Source organism: Sporosarcina sp. GW1-11 (genome assembly GCF_033088395.1).
Classification (GTDB): Bacteria; Bacillota; Bacilli; order Bacillales_A; family Planococcaceae; genus Sporosarcina.
Map to the genome: position 1 here is coordinate 44,303 of NZ_JAPMIW010000005.1, position 23,922 is coordinate 68,224.

Sequence of the window (23,922 nt, forward strand, 5' to 3'; positions counted from 1 at the left end):
TTGCATGTTTTCAGCTGTATTTGGCTCAGTTGAGCAGGGCATCATCTATGCGATTATGGCACTCGGAGTGTATCTTACATTCCGAGTGCTTGATTTTCCAGATTTAACAGTGGACGGAAGTTTTGTAACAGGCGCAGCTGTAGCGGCTACGATGATCGTTTTTGATTATCATCCGCTTATCGCAACACTTACCGCTATTGTAGTCGGTTTTTTTGCGGGGTGTATAACTGGATTATTACATACCAAAGGAAAGATCAATCCACTTTTATCCGGAATACTCATGATGATAGCTCTTTACTCGATAAACCTTCGGATAATGGGTCTAACTACTGAAAGTTCAGTAGGCCGCCCGAATATTCCACTTTTAAACGCAGAAACAATTTTTAGTAAGTTTCAAGGATTTTGGAGCAACCTCGGAGTAGACGAAGCGATTAATGGCTTCTTGGCTGGGTTCGGCATCGAACATTTGCCTTCAACATGGGGTACTTTATTTTTAATGATTATTGTGACGATTATTATTAAAGTCATCGCGGATTGGTTCTTACAGACAGAGTTAGGTCTAGCGATTCGTGCGACAGGCGATAATAAAAAGATGATTCGTAGTTTTTCTGCGAATACAGATACGCTAGTCATTCTGGGGCTAGGGATTTCCAATGCACTCGTTGCGTTTTCAGGTTCGTTAATCGCACAGTATGGAAAGTTTGCAGATAACGGTATGGGAATCGGTATGATTATCATCGGTTTGGCTTCTGTTATTATCGGGGAAGCAATCTTTGGAACGAAGACAATTTTCCGTACGACGCTAGCGGTTATCATAGGGGCTGTTATTTATCGAATCGTATTAGGGTTATCCCTACGTGTGAAGATTCTTGATTCAGGGGACATGAAATTGATTACTGCAGTAATTGTAATCGCAGCTTTGATCATTCCTCAGATTTTGGATAAAAGACGTGAGAAAAAACGAAAAGCACGTAGACAAGCTGAACGATTACGTATGCAAGTTTATGCTAGGGGGAATGAAGTTGCTGAAACTGGACAACATCAATAAGATTTTCAACGAGGCGACCCCAGATGAAAAAGTTGCGCTAGATCAGATCAATCTTCATTTGCGACCAGGTGACTTCGTAACGGTTATTGGGAGTAATGGCGCAGGAAAGTCAACGATGATGAATATGATTTCGGGTGCATTGACTCCAGATTTCGGGTCTATCTATATTGATAATAAGGACGTTACTCGTTTAGCAGAGTTTAAACGGTCGAAGATGATCGGACGTGTGTTCCAAGATCCAATGGCGGGAACGGCACCAACGATGACGATTGAAGAGAATTTGGCGATGGCCTATTCCCGCAATAGACTACGTTCACTCCGTCGTGGAGTAGATAAGAAGCGCAAAGATTTATTCCGAACATCGCTTGAAACTTTGCACTTGAACTTAGAGAATCGGATGACGGCAAAAGTTGGCTTACTGTCAGGCGGAGAACGTCAAGCGCTTTCTCTGTTGATGGCGACTTTCACTCAGCCGTCTATTCTCTTGCTAGATGAGCACACGGCTGCACTTGATCCTTCGCGTGCGGAATTGATCACAGATTTGACTAAGCGTCTAGTTGAGCAGGATAAGCTCACGACATTAATGGTGACGCATAATATGCAACAGGCGCTCGATCTTGGAAATCGCTTGATCATGATGGATAAGGGACAGATCATTTTGGAAGTCGAAGAAGAGCAAAAGAAAGATTTAACCATTGCGAAGTTAATGGCCGAATTCCAGCGTATACGCGGTGAACAATTAACAAGCGACGCTGCGCTATTGTCGGTATAACGAGCAAGCCCACTGTTCTTTCTTTTACACACGAAACTAAGCCGCTGCTCTAAAAATGGAGCAGTGGCCTAGTTTTTTTATTCCATTCTATTTATGCAAGTTTTGCTACTTGCTTTTTGATTTCGTGTACCCAGCCAAATGGATCTTCTTCAGTGCCGGTTTGGATATTTGTCAGTGTAGCGTAGAGCTGTTGAGAAAGTTTGCCGGTCTCGCCATTGCTGATGACCATCTTATAGCCGTCCCAGTTCAATTCGCCAACTGGAGAAATAACAGCAGCTGTGCCAGTACCGAAAATTTCTTCAAGTTCACCATTTTCATAAGCATTTTTAATTTCTTCCATCGAAATCTTTCGTTCGGCTACTGGTACATCCCAGTGACGTAATAACTGTAGGATGGATTTTCGCGTGATACCTTCTAAAATACTACCGTTGATAGCGGGGGTAACAACCTCACCATTGATTTTGAAGAAAATATTCATGCTGCCGACTTCTTCGACGTATTTTCGTTCTACACCGTCAAGCCAAAGTACTTGTGAATAGCCTGCCTGATCGGCCGCTTGTTGTGCTTTTAATGCAGAAGCATAGTTTCCTGCAGTTTTTGCGCTACCTGTACCACCTTTTGTCGCACGGACGAACTCATTTTCTACAAGGATTTTTACGGGATGAATACCTTCTTTATAGTAAGATCCAACAGGTGATAGAATCATAAAGAATTGATACTTCTTAGCTGGGGCAACACCTAGGAAAGCTTCCGTTGCAATTACAAATGGGCGTATATATAATGAAGTCCCATCTAAGGTAGGAATCCAATCTTGCTCGATTTGAAGCAATTGATTAAGTGCGTAGAGTGCGTTTTCTTCATCGATTCTTGGCATACATAGACGATCGAGTGAATAGTTAAGACGTTTCATATTTTCTTCTGGACGGAACAATCGAATTGTTCCTTCTTCCGAGCGATAAGCCTTCATACCTTCAAATACGGTTTGTCCGTAGTGCAAGACGATGGCTGCAGGATCTAAAGTTAGAGGAGCATATGGAACGATACGGTGGTTGTGCCAACCTTTCCCTTCTTCATAATCTATGGTAAGCATATGGTCCGTGAATGTCTTTCCAAAAACAAGGGTGGAAGGGTCCGGCTTTTCCTTTTTGCTTTGTGTAAGTTGAATTTGCATAGGTAATCTTGTCATGATCATCAGATCTCCTCAAAATGTAGAATATTCCGAAACTTTAATTCCGAATAAAATAATTATACAGCTTTTTTAACAAAAATAAAGTGAAAAGTTTGTGGATTTTGAAACGAATACAGTTAGGAGTGATTTTTTGAAAAAAATCATTATCATTGGAGCGGGAATTGTCGGAATATCTGCCGCCTATCATTTATCCGCAACCGATACAGAAGTGATTGTGATCGATAGAAACGAACCTGGTCAAGCAACGAAAGCCGCGGCTGGTATCATTTGTCCTTGGGCTTCACAAAGACGCAATAAAGCCTGGTACACATTGGCTTCAGCTGGAGCCGCATATTATCCTGAGCTGATCCGTTCATTAGAAGAAGAAGGTGAAACGCAGACGGGTTATAAAAAAGTAGGTGCGTTGGCAATCCACACTGATGTGGAACGCCTACGTAAAAAAATGGCATTACTCGAAGAACGAAGAATCTCATCTCCCGAAATAGGGGAAGTCCGCTTACTAAATGCCGAGCAGACAAGAGAACATATGCCAATACTTTCTGATGAATATCATGCGCTTTGGATTTCCGGTGGAGCGAAAGTAGAAGGTAATAAATTACGTGATGCATTGGAACGCGTGGCAATTCAGCGTGGTGTTAAAATTATAATAGGCTCTGCTAAGCCTTTCATAAAAGAAGGAATCGTTTGTGGAGTCATCGTTGCAGACGAAATCATACGGGCAGATGAATTAATCGTGGCAGCTGGTGCGTGGGCTCCTGAATTTATTGCGCCGCTAGAAATAAAATTGCAAGTAGCTGGACAGAAGGCTCAAATCCTTCATTTGCAGACGAAGCACGCATCTTCAGGAGAGTGGCCAGTCATTATGCCACCAAGCACACAATATCTCGTACCGTTTCAACAAGGCCGCTTTGTAGCAGGGGCTACACATGAAGAGACAGATGATTTTGATATTCAGCCAACTGCAGGTGGTATACTAGAAGTATTGACGAATGCTTTACCACTAGCGCCTGCTTTACGTGATGCAGAAGTTGCAGAAGTGCGCGTAGGGATTCGCCCGTATACACCAAATTTTATGCCGGTAATTGGTACGCTACCTGGTCATTCAAATATTTGGATAGCGAACGGATTAAGTTCATCCGGGTTAACCGTTGGACCATTACTCGGTAAACTTTTATCTCAGTTAGTACTTGATAAGCCCACAGGATGGGATTTAGAAAGCTATCAGATTTCGCAGATAATTAAAGCGTACCATTGACTACATCTGTAGAATGATTATTATGAATATATAGCTATTGAACGGTCAGGGGGAAATTTTAGATGAGAAGATATGTTTCGTATTCAGAAGAAGTGATAGAAGCGATGAAATATGATAAACCATTAGTCGCGTTGGAATCCACAATTATTACGTATGGTATGCCGTATCCGGAAAATGTTAGAGCAGCGCGTGAAGTGCAACAAATCGTGCGAGATAATGGGGCGGTACCTGCAACAATTGCTATTATGGATGGTAAAATTAAAATTGGCTTATCAGATGAAGAATTAGAACGCTTTGGCGATAGCAAAGGCGTCATAAAGGCATCAAGACGAGATATTAGTTATTTAATCGCAACGAAACAGCCGGGTGCGACGACAGTAGCTGCATCGATGTTCTTTGCAGACTTGGCAAAAATTCGCGTATTCACGACTGGTGCAATTGGTGGTGTGCATCGAGGTGTGGAAGAGACAATGGATATTTCTGCAGACTTGGATGAGTTCGCACGCACGAGTGTAGCGGTCGTCTGTTCAGGTGCAAAATCCATTCTAGATATAGGTAAGACACTGGAATATTTAGAAACAAAAGGTGTACCGGTGATGGGGTATCAGACGGATATATTCCCTGCTTTTTATACGAGAAGCAGTGCGCATCATGTAGATTATCAAGTGGACGATGTGGATATGATAGCGGAGATGTTGCGTGTGAAATGGAATTTAGGACTTGAAGGCAGTGCAATCATTGCCAATCCAATTCCAGAACAATACGCGATGGATGAACAATACATGGAAAAACTCGTATCTGATGCATTAGAAGAAGCAAGTCAACTAGGAATCTGTGGTAAAGAGTTAACGCCGCATATGCTCAAAGAAGTACAAGAACTTACCGATGGAAAGAGTTTAGAAGCGAATATTGCATTAGTAAAATCTAATGCTGAACTTGCAGCGAAACTTGCGGTTAGTTTTAACGGCAATTAATAGATATAGATAGGTCGTGTAGTGTTGAAAGTAGTTTCTTGGAATGTCAATGGTATTCGAGCGTGTGTGAAAAAGGGATTTACGGAGTTTTTTGATGAAATCGATGCGGATATATTCTGTGTACAGGAGATCAAATGTCAAGAAGGTCAAATCGAACTGTCTTTTAACGGTTATTTTCAATATTGGAATTACGCAGAGAAAAAAGGCTATTCAGGTACAGCGGTTTTTACGAAGCAACAGGCTCTTTCTGTGCAATATGGGTTAAATGATTTGGATTATGAAGCGGAAGGCCGTGTGCTCACATTAGAATTCGAACAGTTCTTTCTAGTGAATAGCTATACACCGAACGCTCAAAGAGATTTAGCACGGTTACCGTATAGATTGCAGTGGGAAGACGACATGCTTGCTCATTTAACTGCGTTAGATGCAAAAAAGCCTGTAATCTACTGTGGTGATTTTAACGTTGCGCACGAGGAGATTGATATTTGCAATGTAAAATCAAATATTGGAAATTCAGGCTTTACTAAAGAAGAACGCGGGAAGATGACGCGGTTGCTTGAAAGTGGATTTGTCGATACATTCCGTTATTTGAATCCTATGACCGAAGGAGCCTATACGTGGTGGTCCTATATGCGAGATGTTCGGGCCCGAAATATCGGCTGGCGCATTGACTATATAGTCGTTTCTAATCGATTGCAGTCTTTACTAAAAAAGGGTTCAATCCATGCAGAAGTATTTGGCAGTGATCATTGCCCGATTTCTGCGGAGTTAGATTTTTAAGTAAAGTGTTTCGCTTCGTTTAACTAGTATTTTTCCCTAAATATAGGGAATGAAATGTTCAGGAATTAACTTAACTTTTGAACTTGGACTTAAATAAAGTCAATAAGTTACTTGAAAACTATGATGTGTTAACAAAGTGATTATGATCAAATCCTCCACACTTTACATGTTTCATATCATAACAAAAAGAGCAAGTGCCAAAGCATTTGCTCTTTTTGTTATGAAGTTTTTTTATTTGGAAATAGAAGTCGGTCTTTTCCTGCTCCCATACCACTGATGAACAGCAGTAACGCGATGAACAAGAATCCATAAAGTGGAACGGTCCATGAGCCTGTCCAGTCATGTAAGTAACCGAACAGAACGGGGCCGACTGCAGCAAGTAAATAACCAACCGATTGTGCCATGCCGGATAACGAAGCGGCTTCTTCTGGTGTTCTTGAACGCAATGTGAAGAACATCATTGATAGACCGAACGCTGCTCCGCCCGCTAAGCCGATAAAAATCATCCATAAAGCAGTCAAGCTCTCGCTGCCAAATAAAACTCCTCCATAACCAAGTACATAACAAGAGAAGATTGTCACGACGAGCCCTCTTTGGTTGCGTACTTTATCCGCGATTACTGGTATGATAAAAACCATAGGCAGTTGTGAGAACTGGACGAGCGACAACATCCAGCCGGCAGCTTCATCGGACATTCCGCTATCTTGCAACACGACGGGCATCCAAGAAGACGTCGTATAAAATAGAAATGATTGTAAACCCATAAAAAATGTAACGAACCAAGCGACAGGTGACTTCCAAAGTGAAGTGGATACTTGTACTTTCATCGTTTCGTTAATCTCTTGTTCTTTTTCTCGCTTCATTCGGATTTGTGGAATCCATACGATGATTGCGATCAAAGTAATGATACCCCAAATACCAAGTGCACCTTGCCAACCGTAAGATGTTTCATTGGCGATTGGCACCGCAATACCTGAAGCAAGTGTTGCGGATATATTCATGGATACAGAATATAGACCGGTCATCAAGCCGATATGTAGTGGGAAACTTAATTTTAATAAGCTTGGCAATAAAACGTTGGCAAAAGCGATGCCGACACCGATTAAAAACGTGCCGAGTAGCAGTAAATTGCTCGACCCCTCAGAGCGTAGTAAAGTACCCGCCATTAAAATTAAAAGGGAATAAAAGAGCGTAGGTGCTAGTCCGAAACGTTTGGATAGTCGCGGTGCAAACGGTGAGACGATCGCAAATGCAAGTAACGGTATCGTCGTCAAAAAACCCGCGAGTGAATTGGATATGTGCAATTGATCGCGTATGGATCCGATAATAGGTCCGACCGAAGTGAGTGGAGAACGAATGGTAGCAGCGATGAATAAGATGCCTGCCAATAAGATCCACTGACTCTTTGGGAAATGCAGATGTTTCGTTGGTTTATCTTTTTCTATATTTACCAAGTTGAAGCCTCCTAAATTCTATGAAAAGTATTCTGAGAAGTATATAGTTACAATAGCAGAAAGGAGTGTCCTTTGTGGGGTACTTACTCATAGTCTTTGTAAATGTTATCACACCGATGTTAATCTTATTAGCAATTGGCGTGGTTTTGCAAATGAAATTTACGTTTAACGTTAAAGCGTTAGGAAATATATTAACTTATTGCCTCATTCCGGCGGCGGTATTTATGAATTTATACTATACCGTAATCAATGTCGAAGTTTTACTAGAAGTGTTGATGTTTGTCGTATTATTTTCGACATCACTGATGATTATCGGTCATTTGTTTAGTAAAATGTTGCGGCTCAACCGTCAACAAACAGCCGTGATGAAGAATAGTATCGTGCTCATCAATTCAGGAAACTATGGATTACCAGTTAGTCAGCTAGTGTTCCATGCGAATCCACTGGGTGTGTCGATTCAAATAGTCTTGATCGTTTATCAAAATCTGCTGACGTATTCTTATGGCTTATATAATTTAGTTTCTTCTACACGATCTGGAGTAGACGTATTGAAAGAATTCATCAAAATGCCAATTATTCATGCATTATGGCTAGGTGCGCTATTAAATTTGTCAGATATTCGACTGCCAAACTTTATTGAGTTGCCGATTGGGCATTTATCAGAAGCTTTTATCGCGATTGCATTAATTACGCTAGGTGCACAATTAGCACAAATTCGAGTGAAGACGCTTTGGAACCGATTAATATTTTTAAGTGCTTTCGGAAGACTTTTTCTATCCCCAGCGATTGCACTTGTGTTGATTTTACTGTTGAAAATAGATGGCGTCACGGCACAGTCATTATGGATCGGCAGTTCGTTCCCGACATCAAGAAATAGTTCTACATTAGCATTAGAGTATAATGTGGAATCGGAATTAGCGGCTCAAATTGTACTTTTTAATACGGTAGCTAGTAGTTTCACAGTCGGCTTCATCATCTATCTTTCTTCTATTATATTTGTGTGAACAGGGAATTACTGCTTTTTTAATTGGAAGATTTAAGTATTGATAAATTGTCGAATCATGCTATACTGTTAGCACTCAGTTAAATAGGTCTCATATAATCGCGAGAATATGGCTCGTAAGTTTCTACCGATCTACCGTAAATGGATCGCCTATGAGGAGAATGAAAAGCAGCTTCCCTAGTCATTCGACAGGAAAATGCTTTTTCATCTTTCCAAGCGTAGATGTCGCTCTCTCATAGTTTATATGGGGAAACGACATCTATGCTTTTTATTCGTAAAATCGAAGGGAGAATAACAGCGTGGAGTTGCTAAAAGAAAAGATTCGACAAGAAGGAAAAGTATTATCGGAAGAGGTATTAAAAGTCGATTCGTTTTTAAATCACCAAATCGATCCGGCTTTGATGCGAGAAATTGGAAAAGAGTTCGTGGCGCGGTTCAGTGATGAGCAAATTACGAAAATCGTCACAATCGAATCTTCGGGAATTGCACCTGCAACAATGGCGGGATTAATTTTAGGTGTACCTGTCGTCTTTGCTAGAAAACGCAAATCTCTAACTCTAACGGAACACCTTTACTCTGCAAAAGTTCATTCATTCACAAAAAGTGAAACAAATGACATATCTGTTTCTAAAGATTTTGTTTCAAATGAAGATACAGTGCTAGTCATTGATGACTTCTTAGCGAATGGTCAAGCGGCACTTGGTTTAATCGACATTGTGGAACAAGCGGGCGCAAAGTTGGCAGGTGTGGGCATTGTCATCGAAAAATGTTTCCAACCAGGCGGAGAAATGATGCGTAAATCAGGTATTCGCGTGGAATCTTTAGCTGAAGTTCGGTCATTATCTAATGGACAAGTCCAATTTGTTGGGGAGGAAGCACTCTAATGAAAACGACGGTACTTGGTTTTCAGCATTTGCTCGCGATGTATGCAGGAGCAGTATTAGTCCCGTTGATTGTCGGAAATGCTATCGGTTTATCCCCCACACAACTGACCTATCTAGTGTCTATTGATATTTTGATGTGTGGTGTTGCGACGATTTTACAAATTACTCGTAATAAATACTTTGGTATCGGTTTGCCGGTCGTACTTGGTTGTACGTTTACTGCTGTAGGTCCGATGATCTTAATCGGGAATGAATACGGAATTTCAGCTATTTATGGTGCGGTAATTGCTTCTGGAGCAATTATATTCTTCATCAGTAAATTTTTTGGAAGTCTCGTAAGGTTCTTTCCACCAATTGTTACCGGTTCAGTCGTAACAATTATTGGGATTACTTTGATACCTGTCGCGATTAATAATATGGGTGGTGGACAAGGCGCGGAAGATTTCGGTTCGATTACGAATGTTGCACTATCTTTCGGAACGTTGTTGTTTATCGTACTACTTTATCGTTTCTCTACCGGCTTTTTGCAGTCTATTGCGATTTTACTTGGGTTAGTTGTAGGGACGGTAGTTGCAGTATTTCTTGGAATTGTTGATTTTTCCAATGTCCAGGATGCTTCGTATGTCCATATGGTTGCACCGTTTTATTTAGCGACACCAACTTTTCATTTCTTACCGATTGCGATTATGACGCTTGTTGCGATGGTTTCATTAGTTGAATCGACGGGTGTGTATTTTGCGCTAGGTGATATTTGTGATGAAAATATCGATCAAAGTAAATTGGAAAAAGGCTATCGTGCGGAAGGCTTGGCTTCTGTAATCGGTGGGATTTTTAACGCATTCCCTTATACAACATTTTCTCAAAATGTCGGCTTGATGCAGTTGTCAGGCGTAAAGTCACGTAAAGTTATTTTTGTAACAGCAATTATGTTGATTTCATTAGGTTTCTTACCTAAAGTTGCCGCGCTAGCTACGATCATCCCAAATGCAGTTCTTGGTGGAGCAATGGTTGCCATGTTCGGTATGGTTGTATCTCAAGGAATTAAGATGCTTAGCCCAGTTATTTCAAAATCTGAAGATAACGCAATGATTGTGGCATGTTCAATCGGTATCGGCCTAGGTGTATCTGTCGTACCAAACTTATTCTCAAGTTTACCGGAAACGGTTCAAATTTTAACGAGTAATGGTATTGTGCTAGGAAGTATTACAGCGATTTTCTTAAATATTATCTTCAATATGATTCCTTCGAAAAAGAAACAGACAGCAATCGTTACGGTCGAAGCAACTACTACAGTAGGTAAGTCTCAGAATGACCCGGTTTTGGTACGTGCTTCTGCAGAAAGTAAATAATAAAAAGAGCAACTGTATTTGCGCAGTTGCTCTTTTTTATTGTAGGTGTAAGTGTACAGAGAGTAGAAAGGTCCGCGTTTGATTTTGGACCTTCTTGTAAACTAAAAAAGTAGTAAACAGATACTGAGTTACTTGAAAGTTATAATCTAATCCGGAACCATTGCCTCATGACAATTCTCAATATTTACTTCATCCAATTCTTTTTAGTTATCCAGTCGATGCTGTTCATAGCGATGTTGAGTTGTTGCTTGCATCAGTTGTTTAACTAGTTGTGGATCGGTTGCCGTGTGATACGCGTCGAGTGATTGTTGTAGTTGTTCAGCTGTGCGTGAGCCAATGAGTGCAGAGGCTACGATAGGTTGTTTGAGTGCAAACGCTAAAGCATATGCGTGTAAATTGTCCGTTTGTTTCAACAGGGCTTGTACAGTTTGCTGTAGTTCATCTTGTGTATAGGAAGCAAAAGCATCTACTTTGGTTGCGCGTTTATTTCCTTCATTAGTCAACAATCCTTTTGCTAGAGTGCCTCGTGTTACGACAGATGCGCCCAGTTGTTCAATCATTGAAAAATACTCTTCCGGACGGCGATCGAGTATACTATATTGCATCATTACAGAAACCGCATTGCTGTTTTTTAAAAAGCGTTCGATGACTGTCGGTCGTATAGACGAAATACCGTACTCGCGTATGACTCCTTCTTTTTTCAATAGTTCAAATGCCTCAATCGTTTCATCTACCGAGTCTTCCATCGTGCCACCGTGAAGCTGATACAGGTCGATATAGTCGAGTTGTAATCTACGTACACTTTCTTTCACTGCATGCATAATATGCTCTTTTGAAGGATCCCATGTCCAGCCATCTTGTCCAGCTGTCCATTTATTGCCCGCTTTCGTCGCAATAACTAAATCTTGTCGTTTTTCTTTTAACACCTTACCGACAAGTTCCTCATTTATGCCTTTATCGTATAAATCTGCTGTGTCAAAATAGTTAATTCCACCTTCGACCGCAACAGCGAGTACAGAGCGGGCTGCTTCTAGTTCGGTTGGCAATGACATACAGCCTAGACCTAGTTCAGAAACATACAATTCACTAGCCCCAAGTTTTCGCAACTTCATTTGCATCACTCCTTTACCTTTCATGGTACAATGAATACTAAGTAGAAAACCAATGGAAAGGGTTGAAAACTGTATGAAATTTGAAGAGCGGACCCTCTCGACAGAACAAATATTTTCAGGTAAAGTCATTTCCGTGCAAGTGGATGACGTAGAATTACCTAATGGAAAAATGGCTCAAAGAGAATTAGTAAAACATCCTGGTGCCGTTGCAATTATCGCGCTTACAAAAGAAGGAAAACTGGTTTTAGTTGAGCAGTTTAGAAAACCGCTGGAACGCACGATGCTTGAAATCCCTGCTGGCAAAATTGAGCCTGGGGAAGAGCCTGAACTAACAGCCATTCGTGAATTGGAAGAAGAAACAGGCTACCGTGCCAATTCATTTACATACTTGCAGACCTTCTCGACCTCGCCAGGCTTCGCAGATGAAATTATTCACTTGTATGTAGCGAAAGATTTAGTCAAAGTGGATCAGCCCGCAATAGGCGATGAAGATGAATTTATAGAGGTACTAGAAGTTTCTGTACAAGAAGCTGACGAATTAATTGCAAATGAACGAATTTATGATGCCAAAACGGTTGTAGCGGTATGGTACGCAAAAAGTCTATAATCTAAAAAAATTGAGCTATTTCCTATTGGACAAGCATATGTTGTAAAAACGATGCGGAGGTGTCCTATTTATGGCTCGATCATTGTCTTTTATCTATTTATTCGTTATACTCGCAATCAGTTATATCGGAGGCGCTTTATTATTCAGGGAATGGCCAATTACTTCACTTGAACAAATCGTTGGTTTATATGATCAACGTGTAGTGAAGGGAGCAGACGCGTCTATTTGGTCACCGATACTTGTGACGTTCAGTTTCATCACGCTGGCCATGATTCTTTCAAAATATAAAAGAGTCCGCTTTATCCTTATGTTTATCGGTGCAGCGAAATGCGTATTATTCGGTCTGTCCTCCACGTACTTTTTGTCGACTGGCATGAAATTAGTGATGTATACGGTTTGGTGGTTTCCATTCCAATTCATGGGGTGCTTGTTGTTCTTAATTTTATGCACCGTCTTGAATCCGCCGTTCTTCACTGCACCGGCACATAAGAAAGAACGTCCACTATCTACTGTTCCACTGTTGATCGGGCTACTTTTGATCATTCAGCTGCTCGAATTAACAATCTATCATTTTATTACTTAATCTCTATAACAAGCTGAACGTTTCCTTTCTATTGTCATCTGGAAAGTCAGTTTGGTATACTAGAGACAATTGAGGGGGGCGTCGTATGGAAAGCCGAATTGAACGCATAAAGAAGCAATTGCACGGGGCCAGCTACAAGTTGACGCCTCAGCGTGAAGCGACTGTGGCGGTTCTTCTGGAAAATGAAGAAGATCACTTAAGTGCGGAAGATGTATTCCTTCTCGTAAAGGAAAAAGCACCGGATATCGGGCTCGCTACTGTCTACCGTACATTGGAATTACTTACAGAATTAAAAGTAGTAGATAAAATTAACTTCGGCGATGGCGTAGCACGCTATGACCTTCGCGAAGAAGGTGCGGCACGTTTCCACCATCACCTAATCTGTCTTGAATGTGGTATTGTTGACGAAATACAAGAAGACTTACTTGGAGAAGTGGAGAAAGTCGTGGAAGGTCGTTATGGATTTACAGTAAAAGACCACTGGCTAACTTTTCACGGGATTTGTAGTCGTTGTAAAGACGCAGAGAAAAAGAAAGAGGACAAGGGGATGGCATAAGTGCTATCCTTTTTTACTTTCCAAAAGAAAGGAGCACGGTGAGATGAAGGAAGCACATTTTGCTTTGGAAGATTATTTGCACTTTCTAACAGTAGAGAGGCAACTGGCACAAAATACAGTCAAATCATATAAGCGAGATCTTACAGCCTATATTCGTTTCTTAGATAGCCAGCCATTGAAAATGCTAAATTCGATTGAACGTCCTACAGTTCTACAATATTTGCAGATGCTAAAAGATAGCGGAAAATCTAGCAGAACACTTTCAAGGCATATTTCCTCAATCCGCTCATTTCATCAGTTTTTAGTGCGGGAACAAGTGACGACACATGATTGTACGATTCACATCGAGCTACCGAAAATCGAACAGAAGTTACCGGATGTGTTGTCGATTCCTGAAATTGAACAGTTGCTGAATTCGATTGATTGCACAAACGCAAGAGGAATTCGTGACGTCGCCTTGTTAGAATTGTTATATGGCACCGGTATGAGGGTAAGTGAATTGATAGCGATTGATTTAGCTGATCTTCATTTGACGATGGGATTTGTCCGTGTGTTCGGAAAAGGTGGCAAAGAGCGCATTGTGCCTTTAGGTCGTTCGGCCATAGATGCATGCACCCGCTATTTGAATGAATCACGTGCGGTTTGTATCGGTTCTGGACAGGATACAGATGCATTATTTTTAAATATGCATGGAAGGCGATTAACTCGCCAAGGCTGTTGGAAGATTCTTAAGGATGCCGGACAGGAAGCGGATATCCAAAAAGTGATTTCTCCCCACTTACTTCGGCATTCATTTGCTACGCATTTGATCGAAAATGGGGCTGATCTACGGGCTGTGCAGGAAATGCTCGGTCATGCCGATATTTCCACTACACAGCTATATACGCATGTTAGTAAGAAACGCTTGAAAGATGTGTACAGCAAGTATCATCCGCGAGCGTAAATTATTATTTGGAGGTTTTACTATGAAAAAATTGCGTTATAATCGTATTCATTTAATCGTGTTAGACTCTGTAGGAATCGGTGAAGCACCCGATGCAGCGGCTTTCGGTGATGTTGGATCAAATACACTTGGTCATATCGGTGAAGAGATGAATGGACTTAAACTTCCGAATCTTGAACGCTTAGGACTAGCGAATATTGGTCCGATTAAAGGATTAGTCGCACAAGAGAAAACACAAGGTTTCTATACGAAAATGGAAGAAGCATCTGTCGGTAAGGATACGATGACGGGGCATTGGGAGATTATGGGGCTATTAGTGGATCAACCGTTTAAAGTATATCCAAACGGTTTTCCAAAAGAATTAATCGATGAGCTAGAAGAGAAGACAGGTCGCAAAGTGATTGCTAACAAGCCGGCAAGCGGAACGGAAATTATTGAAGAGTTAGGCGAAGAGCATATGAAAACGGGGGCGCTTATCGTCTATACGTCTGCGGATCCTGTATTACAAATTGCAGCGCATGAAGATATTATTCCAATTGAAGAGCAATACCGTATTTGTGAAATTGCGAGAGAACTGACATTGCGCCCCGAATACCTAGTAGGTCGTGTCATTGCTAGACCGTTCGTTGGTGAGCCTGGATCGTTCAAACGTACAACGAATCGCCATGACTACGCATTGAAGCCTTTCGGTAAAACAGTGATGAATGAACTAAAAGATAAAGACTATGACGTCATCGCGATTGGGAAAATTTCTGATATTTATAATGGGGAAGGCGTAACGGAAGCTGTTCGTACAAGCGGGAATATGGACGGTGTCGACAAACTAGTTGCTGTTATGGAAAAAGAATTTGAAGGACTTAGCTTCGTGAATTTAGTTGATTTTGATGCATTGTATGGTCACCGTCGTGATCCGATTGGCTATGGTAAAGCGTTAGAGGAATTTGACGCGCGTATGCCAGAAATTATGGCAGCTCTTCAGCCGGATGATTTATTAATCATTACAGCGGACCACGGGAACGACCCGGTTCACGAAGGTACAGATCATACGAGAGAGTATGTTCCGCTATTAGTCTATTCTCCTTCCAATAAAAATTCTGGCGCACTTCCAATTCGTAAGACGTTCGCTGACATTGGCGCAACAATTGCGGAGAATTTTCAAGTGGATCCTCCAGAACATGGCGAGAGTTTTTTATCTTTATTGACTGAGGAGGATTAAGAAGTATGCTACGAATGGTAGATATTATCGAGAAGAAACGTGACGGAGGCTTGCTGTCAAAAGAAGAAATTGAGTTTTTTGTTACTGGCTATACAGAAGGTTCAATTCCTGATTACCAGGCGAGTGCATTTCTAATGGCGATTTTCTTTCAAAAGATGACGACTGAAGAACAAGGATATTTGACGATGGCAATGGCTGAATCAGGTGATCAAATTGATTTGTCTGCTATTGACGGTATTAAAGTAGACAAGCACTCCACAGGTGGCGTAGGCGATACGACGACGTTGATTTTAGCTCCGCTCGTCGCGGCTTGCGGTGTGCCGGTTGCCAAAATGAGTGGGCGCGGACTGGGGCACACGGGAGGTACACTTGATAAGCTGGAAGCGATTGCAGGCTTTCACGTGGAAATCTCCACTGAGCAATTCATTCAGCAAGTCAATGATTTAAAGATTGCTGTTATTGGTCAAAGTGGGAATCTGACACCTGCTGATAAAAAATTGTATGCCTTACGTGATGTCACAGCGACTGTAGATAGCATTCCGCTTATCGCAAGTTCTATCATGAGCAAGAAGCTCGCTGCAGGTGCAGATGCGATTGTTCTAGACGTTAAAACAGGTGCTGGTGCATTCATGAAAACTTTGGAAGACTCGAAACAACTAGCTGATGCAATGGTTGCAATAGGTAATGAAGTCGGACGCAACACGAGAGCAGTCATTTCGGACATGAGCCAGCCGCTAGGACTAGCAATCGGCAATGCATTAGAAGTTAAAGAAGCTATCGACACACTGCAAGGAAAAGGCCCCGCAGACTTGACTGAACTATGCCTAGTGCTTGGGAGCAAGATGCTACTCGCTGCCAATAAAGCTACTGATGATCAAAACGCGCGCGCTCAGTTACAACAGGTCATGGAAAACGGGGACGCACTTCGCTTATTCGGTGAATTAATTCGTGCGCAAGGCGGTAATGCAGAAGTCATTTCCAATCCAAATCTTCTACCAGAAGCACCATTCCAAATCGAAGTACCCGCCAAACAAAGCGGTTACATCCGTGCTATTGATGCAGACGAAGTGGGAGTCGTGGCTATGCTCTTAGGAGCGGGTCGCGCAACAAAAGAAGACATCATCGATCTAGCAGTCGGCATCGTGCTAACGAAAAAGATCGGTGATTATGTAGAGGCAGGAGAAGCTGTGGCTGTTCTTCACTCAAGCAAAGAACGAGCAGATGACTCCATCAAGCTACTACAAGACCATATCCACATCTCATCAGAAAAAACACAAGCACCCCCATTAATCCACATCATATAATCATTACAAGCCATGTTTCTGAAGCACTCCAAGCAATAATTGGAAGCTTCCAGAAACATGGCTTTTTTGTCCTCCATGTGTAAATCCTACATTCCATGTCCATACTCTTGGATAGCTCCAGTGCTGCAAGGTAAACGTCATCACTCTGCTGTACTTAATTACGTATCCAATCATTGAAAGCACATCGGCGCTTGCGGATAGCTCCCGTGATGAGCTAAATAAGCACCTGTGCTTTTAGTGGGAAGCTAACTATCTTAGCTCTTTGAAGTTAATAAACGGCTTCAGATTTTGCCAAAGAGCATACTAATTTTAATTGTACCCGTTAGCGAAGGCGCAACTGCGGGGTCGGCAAAAGCCATGAGACAGCTAGCGTTTTTTGCTAGTTGGCTCATGGCGGGAGGCAATCCCCCACGCGCCGTAGCGATGGTAGGAACCAAACGTATTCTAAATTCAGGAACGTACGCCAAGCTATGCGACGACGAAAACGGATTGGAATTCATTGTCACAAACTAAGAAGCTTTGTGGATAGGTGACTAGTTTTGTCAAACGTAAAGGATTCTAGTTCTAAATGTGCGACAATGCCTTCATGAAGGAGGCGTTTTTAGCATATGGCAACTATTAACCAATTGGATAACGGCATCGTCTTAATCACTTTAGCAGGTGAACTGGACAACCATGAAGCCAACCAAATTAGAGCAGAAGTATCCACAGCAATCTTCACAGGACAAGCACGTGCAATTATTTGGGACCTCTATCAACTAGGATTCATGGACAGCGCAGGCATCGGACTCATCTTAGGAAGAATGCGTGATCTGGCACCCGTTAATGGGACAACGTTGATACTGAATCCTTCCCCTACGATGGAGAAGATATTTCAATTTTCAGGCCTCGGGGATGCCATAAGACAATGTACAGTCGAAGATGCAATCGACGAAATCGGAGGGGTTGTACATGAAAAATGAACTGACACTATCCTTTCTAGCGATAGAACAAAATGAAGCACTCGCAAGAATGGCATTGACATGTTTCATCACACCGCTAGATCCAACACTTGAAGAAATATCGGAATTTAAAACGATTGTCTCTGAAGCTGTCACAAACGCGATTATTCACGGCTATGAATGTGACGGCAAAAGCTTCGTTACGATCCATGCGACGATAGACGATCGCTCGGTGAAAATGACTGTCACCGATGAAGGAATGGGGATTTTCGACGTAGAGCAAGCAATGGAGCCGATGTTTACAACCAAGCCGCAAATGGAGCGATCTGGTATGGGTTTCACCATTATGGAAAGTTTCTCTGATTGTATCCGTGTAGATTCTACCCTTGGAAACGGGACTATCGTGACATTTGAAAAGCGATTTTCACCTGTCACAGAAGTAAGTAGAATGAGGTGACGTATGGAAGCATCTGTTGAGAAGCAACACGCTCTACTGTCACAAGAAAAAATGAGGGTACTCATCAAAGAATCACAAGCGGGTGACAAAGAAGCTAGACGAATGATGGTAGAAGGCAATACGAGACTCGTATGGTCCATTGTTCAGCGTTTCGCTTCGCGTGGTGCGGATTTAGAAGATTTATTTCAAATAGGCTGTATCGGCTTGATGAAATCAATAGATAAGTTCGATCTATCATATGAAGTGAAGTTTTCAACGTATGCCGTGCCGATGATTGTTGGAGAAATTCAGCGATATTTACGTGATGACGGCATGGTGAAAGTAGGACGAACAATTCGTGAGTTAAGTTATAAAATCCGTCATGCGACAGATGATTTTATTAAGAATAATGGTCGCTCACCTTCAATTTCAGAAGTAGCAGAAGTCTTAGAAGTGACCGTGGAGGATATCATTTTAGCTACCGATGCATTACGTGATCCTGCTTCATTGAATGAACAGTTATATGAAAGTGAAGGGGATAGCCTGACACTCATGGATCAGCTTCGCGATGACCGTTCGGAGCGGGTGTTTGATCATATTCCATTGCGTGATATCATTTCGCGCCTGAATAAACGCGATCAAACGATTATCTATATGCGTTATTATTTGGATTACACACAAAGTGATATTGCCAAACGAATTGGTATCTCTCAAGTACAAGTCTCGCGCTTAGAAAAGAAAATTCTAGCGCAGATGAAAACCTGGATGGGAGTTAATCCAGAAGAAGTTTTGGATAGTAGGAGGACTTAATGTGGCAGATGCTCTATTTACGTCTATAAGAGAAGGGGAAAGGTGGTTCATCCACCAGTTCGGCAAAGGTGAAACATTTGATGCGACGAGCCGGTTGATCCACCTGTGGGATAAAGAAGTACTTCTTCTCTATATGAATGGACTAGTAGATGGGGATGTCTTAACAACCTTACTAACTGAAATGCAGTATCGTAATGAATTATTTAAACGTGGAACGTCAGAAGATACAGATCATGCGATGATGGAATATTTTCCGTATCATGCACTGGAAATTGTTGAAAACGAAGATCAATTAGCGAAGTTCATTTTAAGTGGATTAGCGGTTTTCATCATGAGAGACGGCTTTACGTTTTCGTTAGACGTTCGCTCATATCCAGGAAGGCAACCGGAAGAACCGGATACGGAAAAAGTTATTCGCGGGTCGAGAGACGGGTTCACGGAAAATATTTTAACGAATACGACGCTGATTCGTAGAAGATTGCGCACGACTGACTTGCGATTTGAAATGCATGAGACGTCTGTGAAAGGAAAAACAGATATTGTCGTTGCATTTTTGAAAGGTGCAGTAAATGAAGAACATTTGCACTTTGTTCGAGAACGCCTTGATCAACTAAAGACAGACGGCCTGACAATGACGGATAAATCATTGGAAGAGTTTTTGTTCAAACAAGGATTTCATCCGATGCCGTTTGTTCGCTATACCGAACGAGCCGATATTTGTGCGGCGCATTTATTAGAAGGACATATTGCGATTATCGTTGATACGTCACCTTCTGTTATTTTGGTGCCCGTCACGCTCTTTCATCACTTACAGCACGCGGAAGAGTATAGACAAGCACCGTTAATTGGCACATTTATACGCGCTGTACGATTTATAGGGACATCTTTTAGTTTGGTCATGTTGCCATTTTGGTATTTATTATCAACAGAAAAGCAATTTGTGCCTAGCGCCATTAAATATATTGGCCCGAATGAGTGGGGAGATGTGCCGCTCTTTGTACAACTCCTATTGGCTGATGTTGGGATTGAAATATTGCGAATGGCGGCCATTCATACACCGACTCCGTTATCGACCGCCATGGGACTTGTCGCTGCTATTGTAATTGGACAAGTGGCTATTGACGTAGGATTGTTCTCGTCGGAAGTTGTACTTTATGTAGCAGTCAGTGCGATATTGACGTTTGCGATCCCATCATTCGAGCTGAGTATTACAACAAAAGTTTTTCGGGTTTTCTTATTAGTATTGACGGCTTTATTTGGCGCACCTGGATTTTTCATCGGGCTTGCGATCACGTTTTATTACTTAGCCTCTTTAAAACCGATGAATGTCCCTTATTTGTGGCCATTCACTCCGTTTTTCCCTAAAGCAATGCTACGTGTGTTAATACGCTTCCCTATGACTGTAGACGATCCCCGTCCATTTATAACGAAATCACCAAATCGTGACAGAATGTCGTAAGCTGTTGTTTTCATTTCATTCTAACATTGCCTCTCTCTATATTCTTATGATAAAGTTATCAAAGAGAATTCGGGAGGGGTATATAAGATGCATCTTTATGGAACGCAGTCAGTGAATGAAAACGGTCACTTAACAATCGGGGGAGTTGACGTTTCTGAGCTAGCTTCGCAGTATGGAACACCTGTCATGGTTTATGATACAGAATTGTTCAAACAGCGTGCACAAGGGTTCAAAGAAACGTTTGAGAAGAAGGGAATGCAAGCACAAGTAGCTTATGCAAGTAAGGCTTTTTCTTCCATCGCAATCTATCAGTTGGCAGAGCAACAAGGGCTGTCACTGGATGTCGTGTCTGGTGGAGAATTGTATACGGCGGTAGTAGCAGGTTTCCCTCGTGAACGCATTCATTTCCATGGCAATAATAAAAGCAGAGAAGAAATTTTGTATGCGTTTGAAGAACAAATTGGCTGTATCGTCGTAGATAACTTTTTAGAAATTGAACTTATCAAGGCTATTGCGACCGAAAGAAAGCAGAAAATGAATGTCTTAATCCGTGTAACACCAGGTATTGAAGCGCATACCCATGATTATATAACGACAGGGCAGGAAGATTCTAAATTTGGTTTTGATTTAAAAAATGGACAAACCGACAAAGCGTTTGAAGAGTTGCATACGCATGAATTTATCAATTTCCTCGGTATGCATTGCCATATTGGTTCGCAAATATTCGAAACGGATGCTTTTCGCTTTGCAGCGGAAGTATTGATGGAGAAAATGGTAGCTTGGCGCACGACACATCAGTTTATCTGTCCTGTATTGAATTTAGGTGGCGGCTTTGGTATTCGCTATACAGAAGAGGATCAGCCACTTGAGCCGGCTGCGTATGTCGAAGAAATGGCGGATGTCGTGAAATCGATAGCAGAGGAATGTGAATATCCTATTCCAGAAATTTGGATTGAGCCTGGTCGCTCACTCGTTGGAGATGCAGGAACGACAATTTATTCATCGGGCAGTACGAAAGAAGTACCGGGTGTTCGCACGTATGTGGCGGTCGACGGTGGAATGTCGGATAATATTCGTCCTGCTTTATATGATGCGCACTATTCAAGTGCTATTGCCAATCGCATGAACGAGCCTCATGACCAACAGTGGACTGTTGCAGGGAAGTGCTGTGAATCAGGTGATAAGCTGATTGAAAATGCCTCCTTACCAAAAGTAGAAACAGGGGACTTACTGGCAGTTTTTTGTACAGGTGCGTATACGTATTCCATGGCCAGCAACTACAATCGTTTGCCACGGCCGGCTGTTGTATTTGCGGAAAACGGCCAACATCAACTTGTGGTGAGAAGAGAAACATATGAAGATATCATTAAATTGGATCTCCCGTTATATTCAGAGGAGAAGGAGATTTCCCGATGAAAAAGAAAAATCTCATCCTCTTTTTATCTATAGTTGTGATGGCATTAATTTGGGGAGTTGTCTACTGGTATTTTGTCGTACCTATAATCGACCCTCGTTAACGATGATGTGATGAGTTGAAAAAAATGGAATGTTCGTGTAAACTGTACAAAGGATTTCCGAAAAGAAGGGGTTACTATTGAAGCTTGTTCGTTTTAAGAAAGCACAAGAAAAAATTGCTATGGGCTTTTTATCTTATATCCCTAGTGAGAAAATGTTACGAAAACTGCAAGAAACCGTTCAACAATATATATGTGATGAACACTGGCAACTATTTCTCTACAAAGAACTTGAAGATTACATCGGATTGATCGGAGTAGAAGTAAATGACGAAGCACGTACGTACAGTGTACAACATGTATCACTGAACCCATCATTTCGTGGGGAAGGTATTGGCTATAAGATGCTGATGGAATTGCAAAACATTTATCCAGGCTATCGTTGTCAAAGTACGGACTTTACAGAGCCGTTTATAGCTAGTTGTCTACGAAAAGAAGAAGGCGCAGATTGTTAATGACTGCCCTTCTTCTTTTCTTCGCGTTGTAAGAGAATATCTGACCGGTCTCTTTGCATATGTTTATGAATGACGGCTGCACTGTTTTTCGGAAGTAATCGCATAGGTTGTTCATGTTCAGCAGCGTGTTGCAAGGCAGGGGAGATTGGTAGAGAGAAAGCAGTGAAGCACTTGCCGGAATCAATACGATCGAGCGCGTTTTCTAGCTGTTGTATCACTTGATCAACCGCAACCTCTTTTTTGTAGTCGCTATAGCGATCAGGCATTTGTTGGAATCTACGAAGCGCATTTCTCAAAGTTCGTGTTGCACCTTTGATATTGCCGCGTCGCCAGTGATATAATCCGGTTGCCATGAGAATATAACCAGTCAATGGATGTTCTTTCGAGAAATTCTGTTGTTCCTTCCAATATTCTTCTAGCACTTCATGACATTCGAAATAATCTTGATTGTCATTGAAGTACACAATAAAATGTAGAAAATGAGGATGGTAGTACGGATGCATTCTACATCATTCCTTTCAGGTTAGGTAGGTAGTGAAAATGAGTTATAGTGTGAAATTAGAAGTATTTGAAGGACCGCTTGATTTATTATTACACTTGATTAATCGACTAGAAATTGATATTTACGATATCCCCATGGCGGAATTGACTCAACAATACATAGAGCATCTGCATGCTATGCGCGTGCTGAAGTTGGATGAGTTGAGTGAGTATCTTGTGCTTGCGGCCACTCTTTTAGAAATAAAAAGTAAGATGTTGCTGCCTGTCAATGAAGAGGAAACATTTGATGATGAATTTGACTACGAAGAAGAAGATCCGCGTGAAGAACTCATTGCTCGTTTAATCGAATATCGGAAGTACAAAGAAGCGGCCAACACGTTACGTGAGTCTGCTGCAGAGCGTGATGAACACTTCACTAAGAAACCTGAAGATTTATCTGACTATGGGGAGCCGCTTGTTCAGGAGACGACAGAGCCGTTAAACGTCTTTGACTTAATCGGTGCGTTCCAAAAGATGCTACATCGAAAGAAGTTACGATTACCTCTAACAGCGAGTATAACAAAAAGAGAGCAGTCTGTCGGTGATAAGATGTCAAATATCATGAGTAGGCTTGAGACGTGTGGAGGTGAATGTGAATTCCACGAGCTGTTTGAGACGGTGTCTACGCCCGAGCTCGTGCTAACATTCTTATCATTGCTTGAGCTGATGAAATTGCAAGAAGTGAAGGTTCGCCAACAACATAATTTTGAAGAGTTACTAATCTCATTGATTTGAAGG

Annotated in this window: 26 protein-coding genes and 1 riboswitch; of the genes, 22 read left to right on the forward strand and 4 right to left on the reverse strand. The window is 41.7% G+C overall.

Annotation, left to right across the window (positions count from 1 at the left end):
- Window positions 1–4: 4 nt before the first annotated feature.
- Both ORD22_RS04985 and ORD22_RS04990 read left to right on the forward strand, forming a co-directional pair.
- Window positions 5–1,048, forward strand: a complete 1,044-nt coding sequence (locus tag ORD22_RS04985) for an ABC transporter permease (protein ID WP_317644812.1) — start codon at window positions 5–7, stop codon at window positions 1,046–1,048.
- Window positions 1,023–1,820 (forward strand): ABC transporter ATP-binding protein, encoded by a 798-nt coding sequence (locus ORD22_RS04990; protein ID WP_317644813.1) that lies wholly within the window; start codon window positions 1,023–1,025, stop codon window positions 1,818–1,820. Before ORD22_RS04985 ends, ORD22_RS04990 begins: the two co-directional genes overlap by 26 nt.
- Window positions 1,821–1,911: 91 nt before the next feature.
- Here ORD22_RS04990 and ORD22_RS04995 read toward each other — a convergent pair whose 3' ends face one another.
- On the reverse strand, window positions 1,912–3,006 hold the full coding sequence (locus ORD22_RS04995) for a branched-chain amino acid aminotransferase (protein ID WP_317644814.1): 1,095 nt from the start codon (window positions 3,004–3,006) through the stop codon (window positions 1,912–1,914).
- Between the two features lie 133 nt (window positions 3,007–3,139).
- On the opposite strand from ORD22_RS04995, the gene ORD22_RS05000 reads away from it, so the two are divergent.
- The 3 genes from ORD22_RS05000 (at window position 3,140) to ORD22_RS05010 (ending at window position 6,018) form a co-directional block, all read left to right on the forward strand.
- Window positions 3,140–4,264 (forward strand): NAD(P)/FAD-dependent oxidoreductase, encoded by a 1,125-nt coding sequence (locus tag ORD22_RS05000; RefSeq protein WP_317644815.1) that lies wholly within the window; start codon window positions 3,140–3,142, stop codon window positions 4,262–4,264.
- 62 nt (window positions 4,265–4,326) lie between these two features.
- Window positions 4,327–5,238, forward strand: a complete 912-nt coding sequence (locus tag ORD22_RS05005; protein ID WP_317644816.1) for a pseudouridine-5'-phosphate glycosidase — start codon at window positions 4,327–4,329, stop codon at window positions 5,236–5,238.
- A 24-nt stretch (window positions 5,239–5,262) separates the two neighbouring features.
- Window positions 5,263–6,018, forward strand: a complete 756-nt coding sequence (locus ORD22_RS05010) for an exodeoxyribonuclease III (RefSeq protein WP_317644817.1) — start codon at window positions 5,263–5,265, stop codon at window positions 6,016–6,018.
- 218 nt (window positions 6,019–6,236) lie between these two features.
- Here ORD22_RS05010 and ORD22_RS05015 read toward each other — a convergent pair whose 3' ends face one another.
- On the reverse strand, window positions 6,237–7,463 hold the full coding sequence (locus ORD22_RS05015; RefSeq protein ID WP_317644928.1) for a CynX/NimT family MFS transporter: 1,227 nt from the start codon (window positions 7,461–7,463) through the stop codon (window positions 6,237–6,239).
- Between the two features lie 83 nt (window positions 7,464–7,546).
- Between ORD22_RS05015 and ORD22_RS05020 the strand changes: the two genes are divergently transcribed.
- The 3 genes from ORD22_RS05020 (at window position 7,547) to ORD22_RS05030 (ending at window position 10,708) form a co-directional block, all read left to right on the forward strand.
- On the forward strand, window positions 7,547–8,476 hold the full coding sequence (locus ORD22_RS05020) for an AEC family transporter (RefSeq protein ID WP_317644818.1): 930 nt from the start codon (window positions 7,547–7,549) through the stop codon (window positions 8,474–8,476).
- 70 nt (window positions 8,477–8,546) lie between these two features.
- Window positions 8,547–8,648, forward strand: a riboswitch (purine riboswitch).
- A gap of 126 nt (window positions 8,649–8,774) precedes the next feature.
- Window positions 8,775–9,359 carry a xanthine phosphoribosyltransferase gene (locus ORD22_RS05025; RefSeq protein WP_317644819.1) on the forward strand — a complete coding sequence of 195 codons (585 nt, stop codon included), beginning with the start codon at window positions 8,775–8,777 and terminating at the stop codon, window positions 9,357–9,359.
- The gene (locus ORD22_RS05030) at window positions 9,359–10,708 is read left to right on the forward strand and encodes a nucleobase:cation symporter-2 family protein (RefSeq protein WP_317644820.1); all 1,350 of its coding nucleotides are present in this window, start codon (window positions 9,359–9,361) and stop codon (window positions 10,706–10,708) included. Before ORD22_RS05025 ends, ORD22_RS05030 begins: the two co-directional genes overlap by 1 nt.
- A 203-nt stretch (window positions 10,709–10,911) precedes the next feature.
- Here ORD22_RS05030 and ORD22_RS05035 read toward each other — a convergent pair whose 3' ends face one another.
- Entirely contained in the window at window positions 10,912–11,820 is a 909-nt protein-coding gene (locus ORD22_RS05035; RefSeq protein ID WP_317644821.1) for an aldo/keto reductase, read from the reverse strand.
- Window positions 11,821–11,893: 73 nt separating this feature from the next.
- On the opposite strand from ORD22_RS05035, the gene ORD22_RS05040 reads away from it, so the two are divergent.
- The 13 genes from ORD22_RS05040 (at window position 11,894) to ORD22_RS05100 (ending at window position 22,644) form a co-directional block, all read left to right on the forward strand.
- The gene (locus tag ORD22_RS05040) at window positions 11,894–12,427 is read left to right on the forward strand and encodes an NUDIX hydrolase (protein WP_317644822.1); all 534 of its coding nucleotides are present in this window, start codon (window positions 11,894–11,896) and stop codon (window positions 12,425–12,427) included.
- A gap of 70 nt (window positions 12,428–12,497) precedes the next feature.
- Window positions 12,498–13,010 carry a hypothetical protein gene (locus tag ORD22_RS05045; RefSeq protein ID WP_317644823.1) on the forward strand — a complete coding sequence of 171 codons (513 nt, stop codon included), beginning with the start codon at window positions 12,498–12,500 and terminating at the stop codon, window positions 13,008–13,010.
- 85 nt (window positions 13,011–13,095) lie between these two features.
- Window positions 13,096–13,566 (forward strand): ferric iron uptake transcriptional regulator, encoded by a 471-nt coding sequence (gene fur, locus ORD22_RS05050; protein ID WP_317644824.1) that lies wholly within the window; start codon window positions 13,096–13,098, stop codon window positions 13,564–13,566.
- A gap of 43 nt (window positions 13,567–13,609) precedes the next feature.
- The gene (gene xerD, locus ORD22_RS05055; RefSeq protein ID WP_317644825.1) at window positions 13,610–14,509 is read left to right on the forward strand and encodes a site-specific tyrosine recombinase XerD; all 900 of its coding nucleotides are present in this window, start codon (window positions 13,610–13,612) and stop codon (window positions 14,507–14,509) included.
- 22 nt (window positions 14,510–14,531) lie between these two features.
- A complete protein-coding gene (deoB, locus tag ORD22_RS05060) occupies window positions 14,532–15,725 on the forward strand; it encodes a phosphopentomutase (RefSeq protein WP_317644826.1) in 1,194 nt (397 codons plus the stop codon).
- 5 nt (window positions 15,726–15,730) lie between these two features.
- Window positions 15,731–17,029, forward strand: a complete 1,299-nt coding sequence (locus ORD22_RS05065; RefSeq protein WP_317644827.1) for a pyrimidine-nucleoside phosphorylase — start codon at window positions 15,731–15,733, stop codon at window positions 17,027–17,029.
- Between the two features lie 288 nt (window positions 17,030–17,317).
- A complete protein-coding gene (locus tag ORD22_RS05070) occupies window positions 17,318–17,542 on the forward strand; it encodes a hypothetical protein (protein ID WP_317644828.1) in 225 nt (74 codons plus the stop codon).
- 95 nt (window positions 17,543–17,637) lie between these two features.
- Window positions 17,638–17,991 (forward strand): STAS domain-containing protein, encoded by a 354-nt coding sequence (locus ORD22_RS05075; protein WP_317644829.1) that lies wholly within the window; start codon window positions 17,638–17,640, stop codon window positions 17,989–17,991.
- A complete protein-coding gene (gene spoIIAB / locus ORD22_RS05080) occupies window positions 17,981–18,427 on the forward strand; it encodes an anti-sigma F factor (RefSeq protein WP_317644831.1) in 447 nt (148 codons plus the stop codon). The genes ORD22_RS05075 and spoIIAB overlap by 11 nt, the downstream gene beginning before the upstream one ends.
- A gap of 3 nt (window positions 18,428–18,430) precedes the next feature.
- Window positions 18,431–19,216 (forward strand): SigF/SigG family RNA polymerase sporulation sigma factor, encoded by a 786-nt coding sequence (locus tag ORD22_RS05085; RefSeq protein WP_317644832.1) that lies wholly within the window; start codon window positions 18,431–18,433, stop codon window positions 19,214–19,216.
- 1 nt (window position 19,217) lies between these two features.
- Entirely contained in the window at window positions 19,218–20,675 is a 1,458-nt protein-coding gene (locus ORD22_RS05090) for a spore germination protein (protein ID WP_317644833.1), read from the forward strand.
- A gap of 87 nt (window positions 20,676–20,762) precedes the next feature.
- Entirely contained in the window at window positions 20,763–22,091 is a 1,329-nt protein-coding gene (gene lysA / locus ORD22_RS05095) for a diaminopimelate decarboxylase (protein ID WP_317644834.1), read from the forward strand.
- A gap of 178 nt (window positions 22,092–22,269) precedes the next feature.
- Window positions 22,270–22,644 (forward strand): GNAT family N-acetyltransferase, encoded by a 375-nt coding sequence (locus ORD22_RS05100; protein WP_317644835.1) that lies wholly within the window; start codon window positions 22,270–22,272, stop codon window positions 22,642–22,644.
- Here ORD22_RS05100 and ORD22_RS05105 read toward each other — a convergent pair.
- Window positions 22,641–23,147, reverse strand: a complete 507-nt coding sequence (locus tag ORD22_RS05105; protein WP_317644836.1) for a DUF309 domain-containing protein — start codon at window positions 23,145–23,147, stop codon at window positions 22,641–22,643. The genes ORD22_RS05100 and ORD22_RS05105 overlap by 4 nt on opposite strands.
- Window positions 23,148–23,184: 37 nt before the next feature.
- On the opposite strand from ORD22_RS05105, the gene ORD22_RS05110 reads away from it, so the two are divergent.
- On the forward strand, window positions 23,185–23,919 hold the full coding sequence (locus ORD22_RS05110) for a segregation/condensation protein A (protein ID WP_317644837.1): 735 nt from the start codon (window positions 23,185–23,187) through the stop codon (window positions 23,917–23,919).
- Window positions 23,920–23,922: the final 3 nt, after the last annotated feature.

Coding starts and splice junctions, on each gene's coding strand:
- deoB (WP_317644826.1), top strand. CDS start 14,532: ATGAAAAAATTGCGTTATAATCGTATTCATTTAATCGTGTTAGACTCT.
- spoIIAB (WP_317644831.1), top strand. CDS start 17,981: ATGAAAAATGAACTGACACTATCCTTTCTAGCGATAGAACAAAATGAA.
- xerD (WP_317644825.1), top strand. CDS start 13,610: ATGAAGGAAGCACATTTTGCTTTGGAAGATTATTTGCACTTTCTAACA.
- ORD22_RS04995 (WP_317644814.1), bottom strand. CDS start 3,006: ATGACAAGATTACCTATGCAAATTCAACTTACACAAAGCAAAAAGGAA.
- ORD22_RS05105 (WP_317644836.1), bottom strand. CDS start 23,147: ATGCATCCGTACTACCATCCTCATTTTCTACATTTTATTGTGTACTTC.
- ORD22_RS05045 (WP_317644823.1), top strand. CDS start 12,498: ATGGCTCGATCATTGTCTTTTATCTATTTATTCGTTATACTCGCAATC.
- ORD22_RS04985 (WP_317644812.1), top strand. CDS start 5: ATGTTTTCAGCTGTATTTGGCTCAGTTGAGCAGGGCATCATCTATGCG.
- ORD22_RS05030 (WP_317644820.1), top strand. CDS start 9,359: ATGAAAACGACGGTACTTGGTTTTCAGCATTTGCTCGCGATGTATGCA.
- ORD22_RS05085 (WP_317644832.1), top strand. CDS start 18,431: ATGGAAGCATCTGTTGAGAAGCAACACGCTCTACTGTCACAAGAAAAA.
- ORD22_RS05075 (WP_317644829.1), top strand. CDS start 17,638: ATGGCAACTATTAACCAATTGGATAACGGCATCGTCTTAATCACTTTA.
- ORD22_RS05110 (WP_317644837.1), top strand. CDS start 23,185: ATGAGTTATAGTGTGAAATTAGAAGTATTTGAAGGACCGCTTGATTTA.
- fur (WP_317644824.1), top strand. CDS start 13,096: ATGGAAAGCCGAATTGAACGCATAAAGAAGCAATTGCACGGGGCCAGC.
- ORD22_RS05035 (WP_317644821.1), bottom strand. CDS start 11,820: ATGAAGTTGCGAAAACTTGGGGCTAGTGAATTGTATGTTTCTGAACTA.
- ORD22_RS05005 (WP_317644816.1), top strand. CDS start 4,327: ATGAGAAGATATGTTTCGTATTCAGAAGAAGTGATAGAAGCGATGAAA.
- ORD22_RS05040 (WP_317644822.1), top strand. CDS start 11,894: ATGAAATTTGAAGAGCGGACCCTCTCGACAGAACAAATATTTTCAGGT.
- ORD22_RS05065 (WP_317644827.1), top strand. CDS start 15,731: ATGCTACGAATGGTAGATATTATCGAGAAGAAACGTGACGGAGGCTTG.
- lysA (WP_317644834.1), top strand. CDS start 20,763: ATGCATCTTTATGGAACGCAGTCAGTGAATGAAAACGGTCACTTAACA.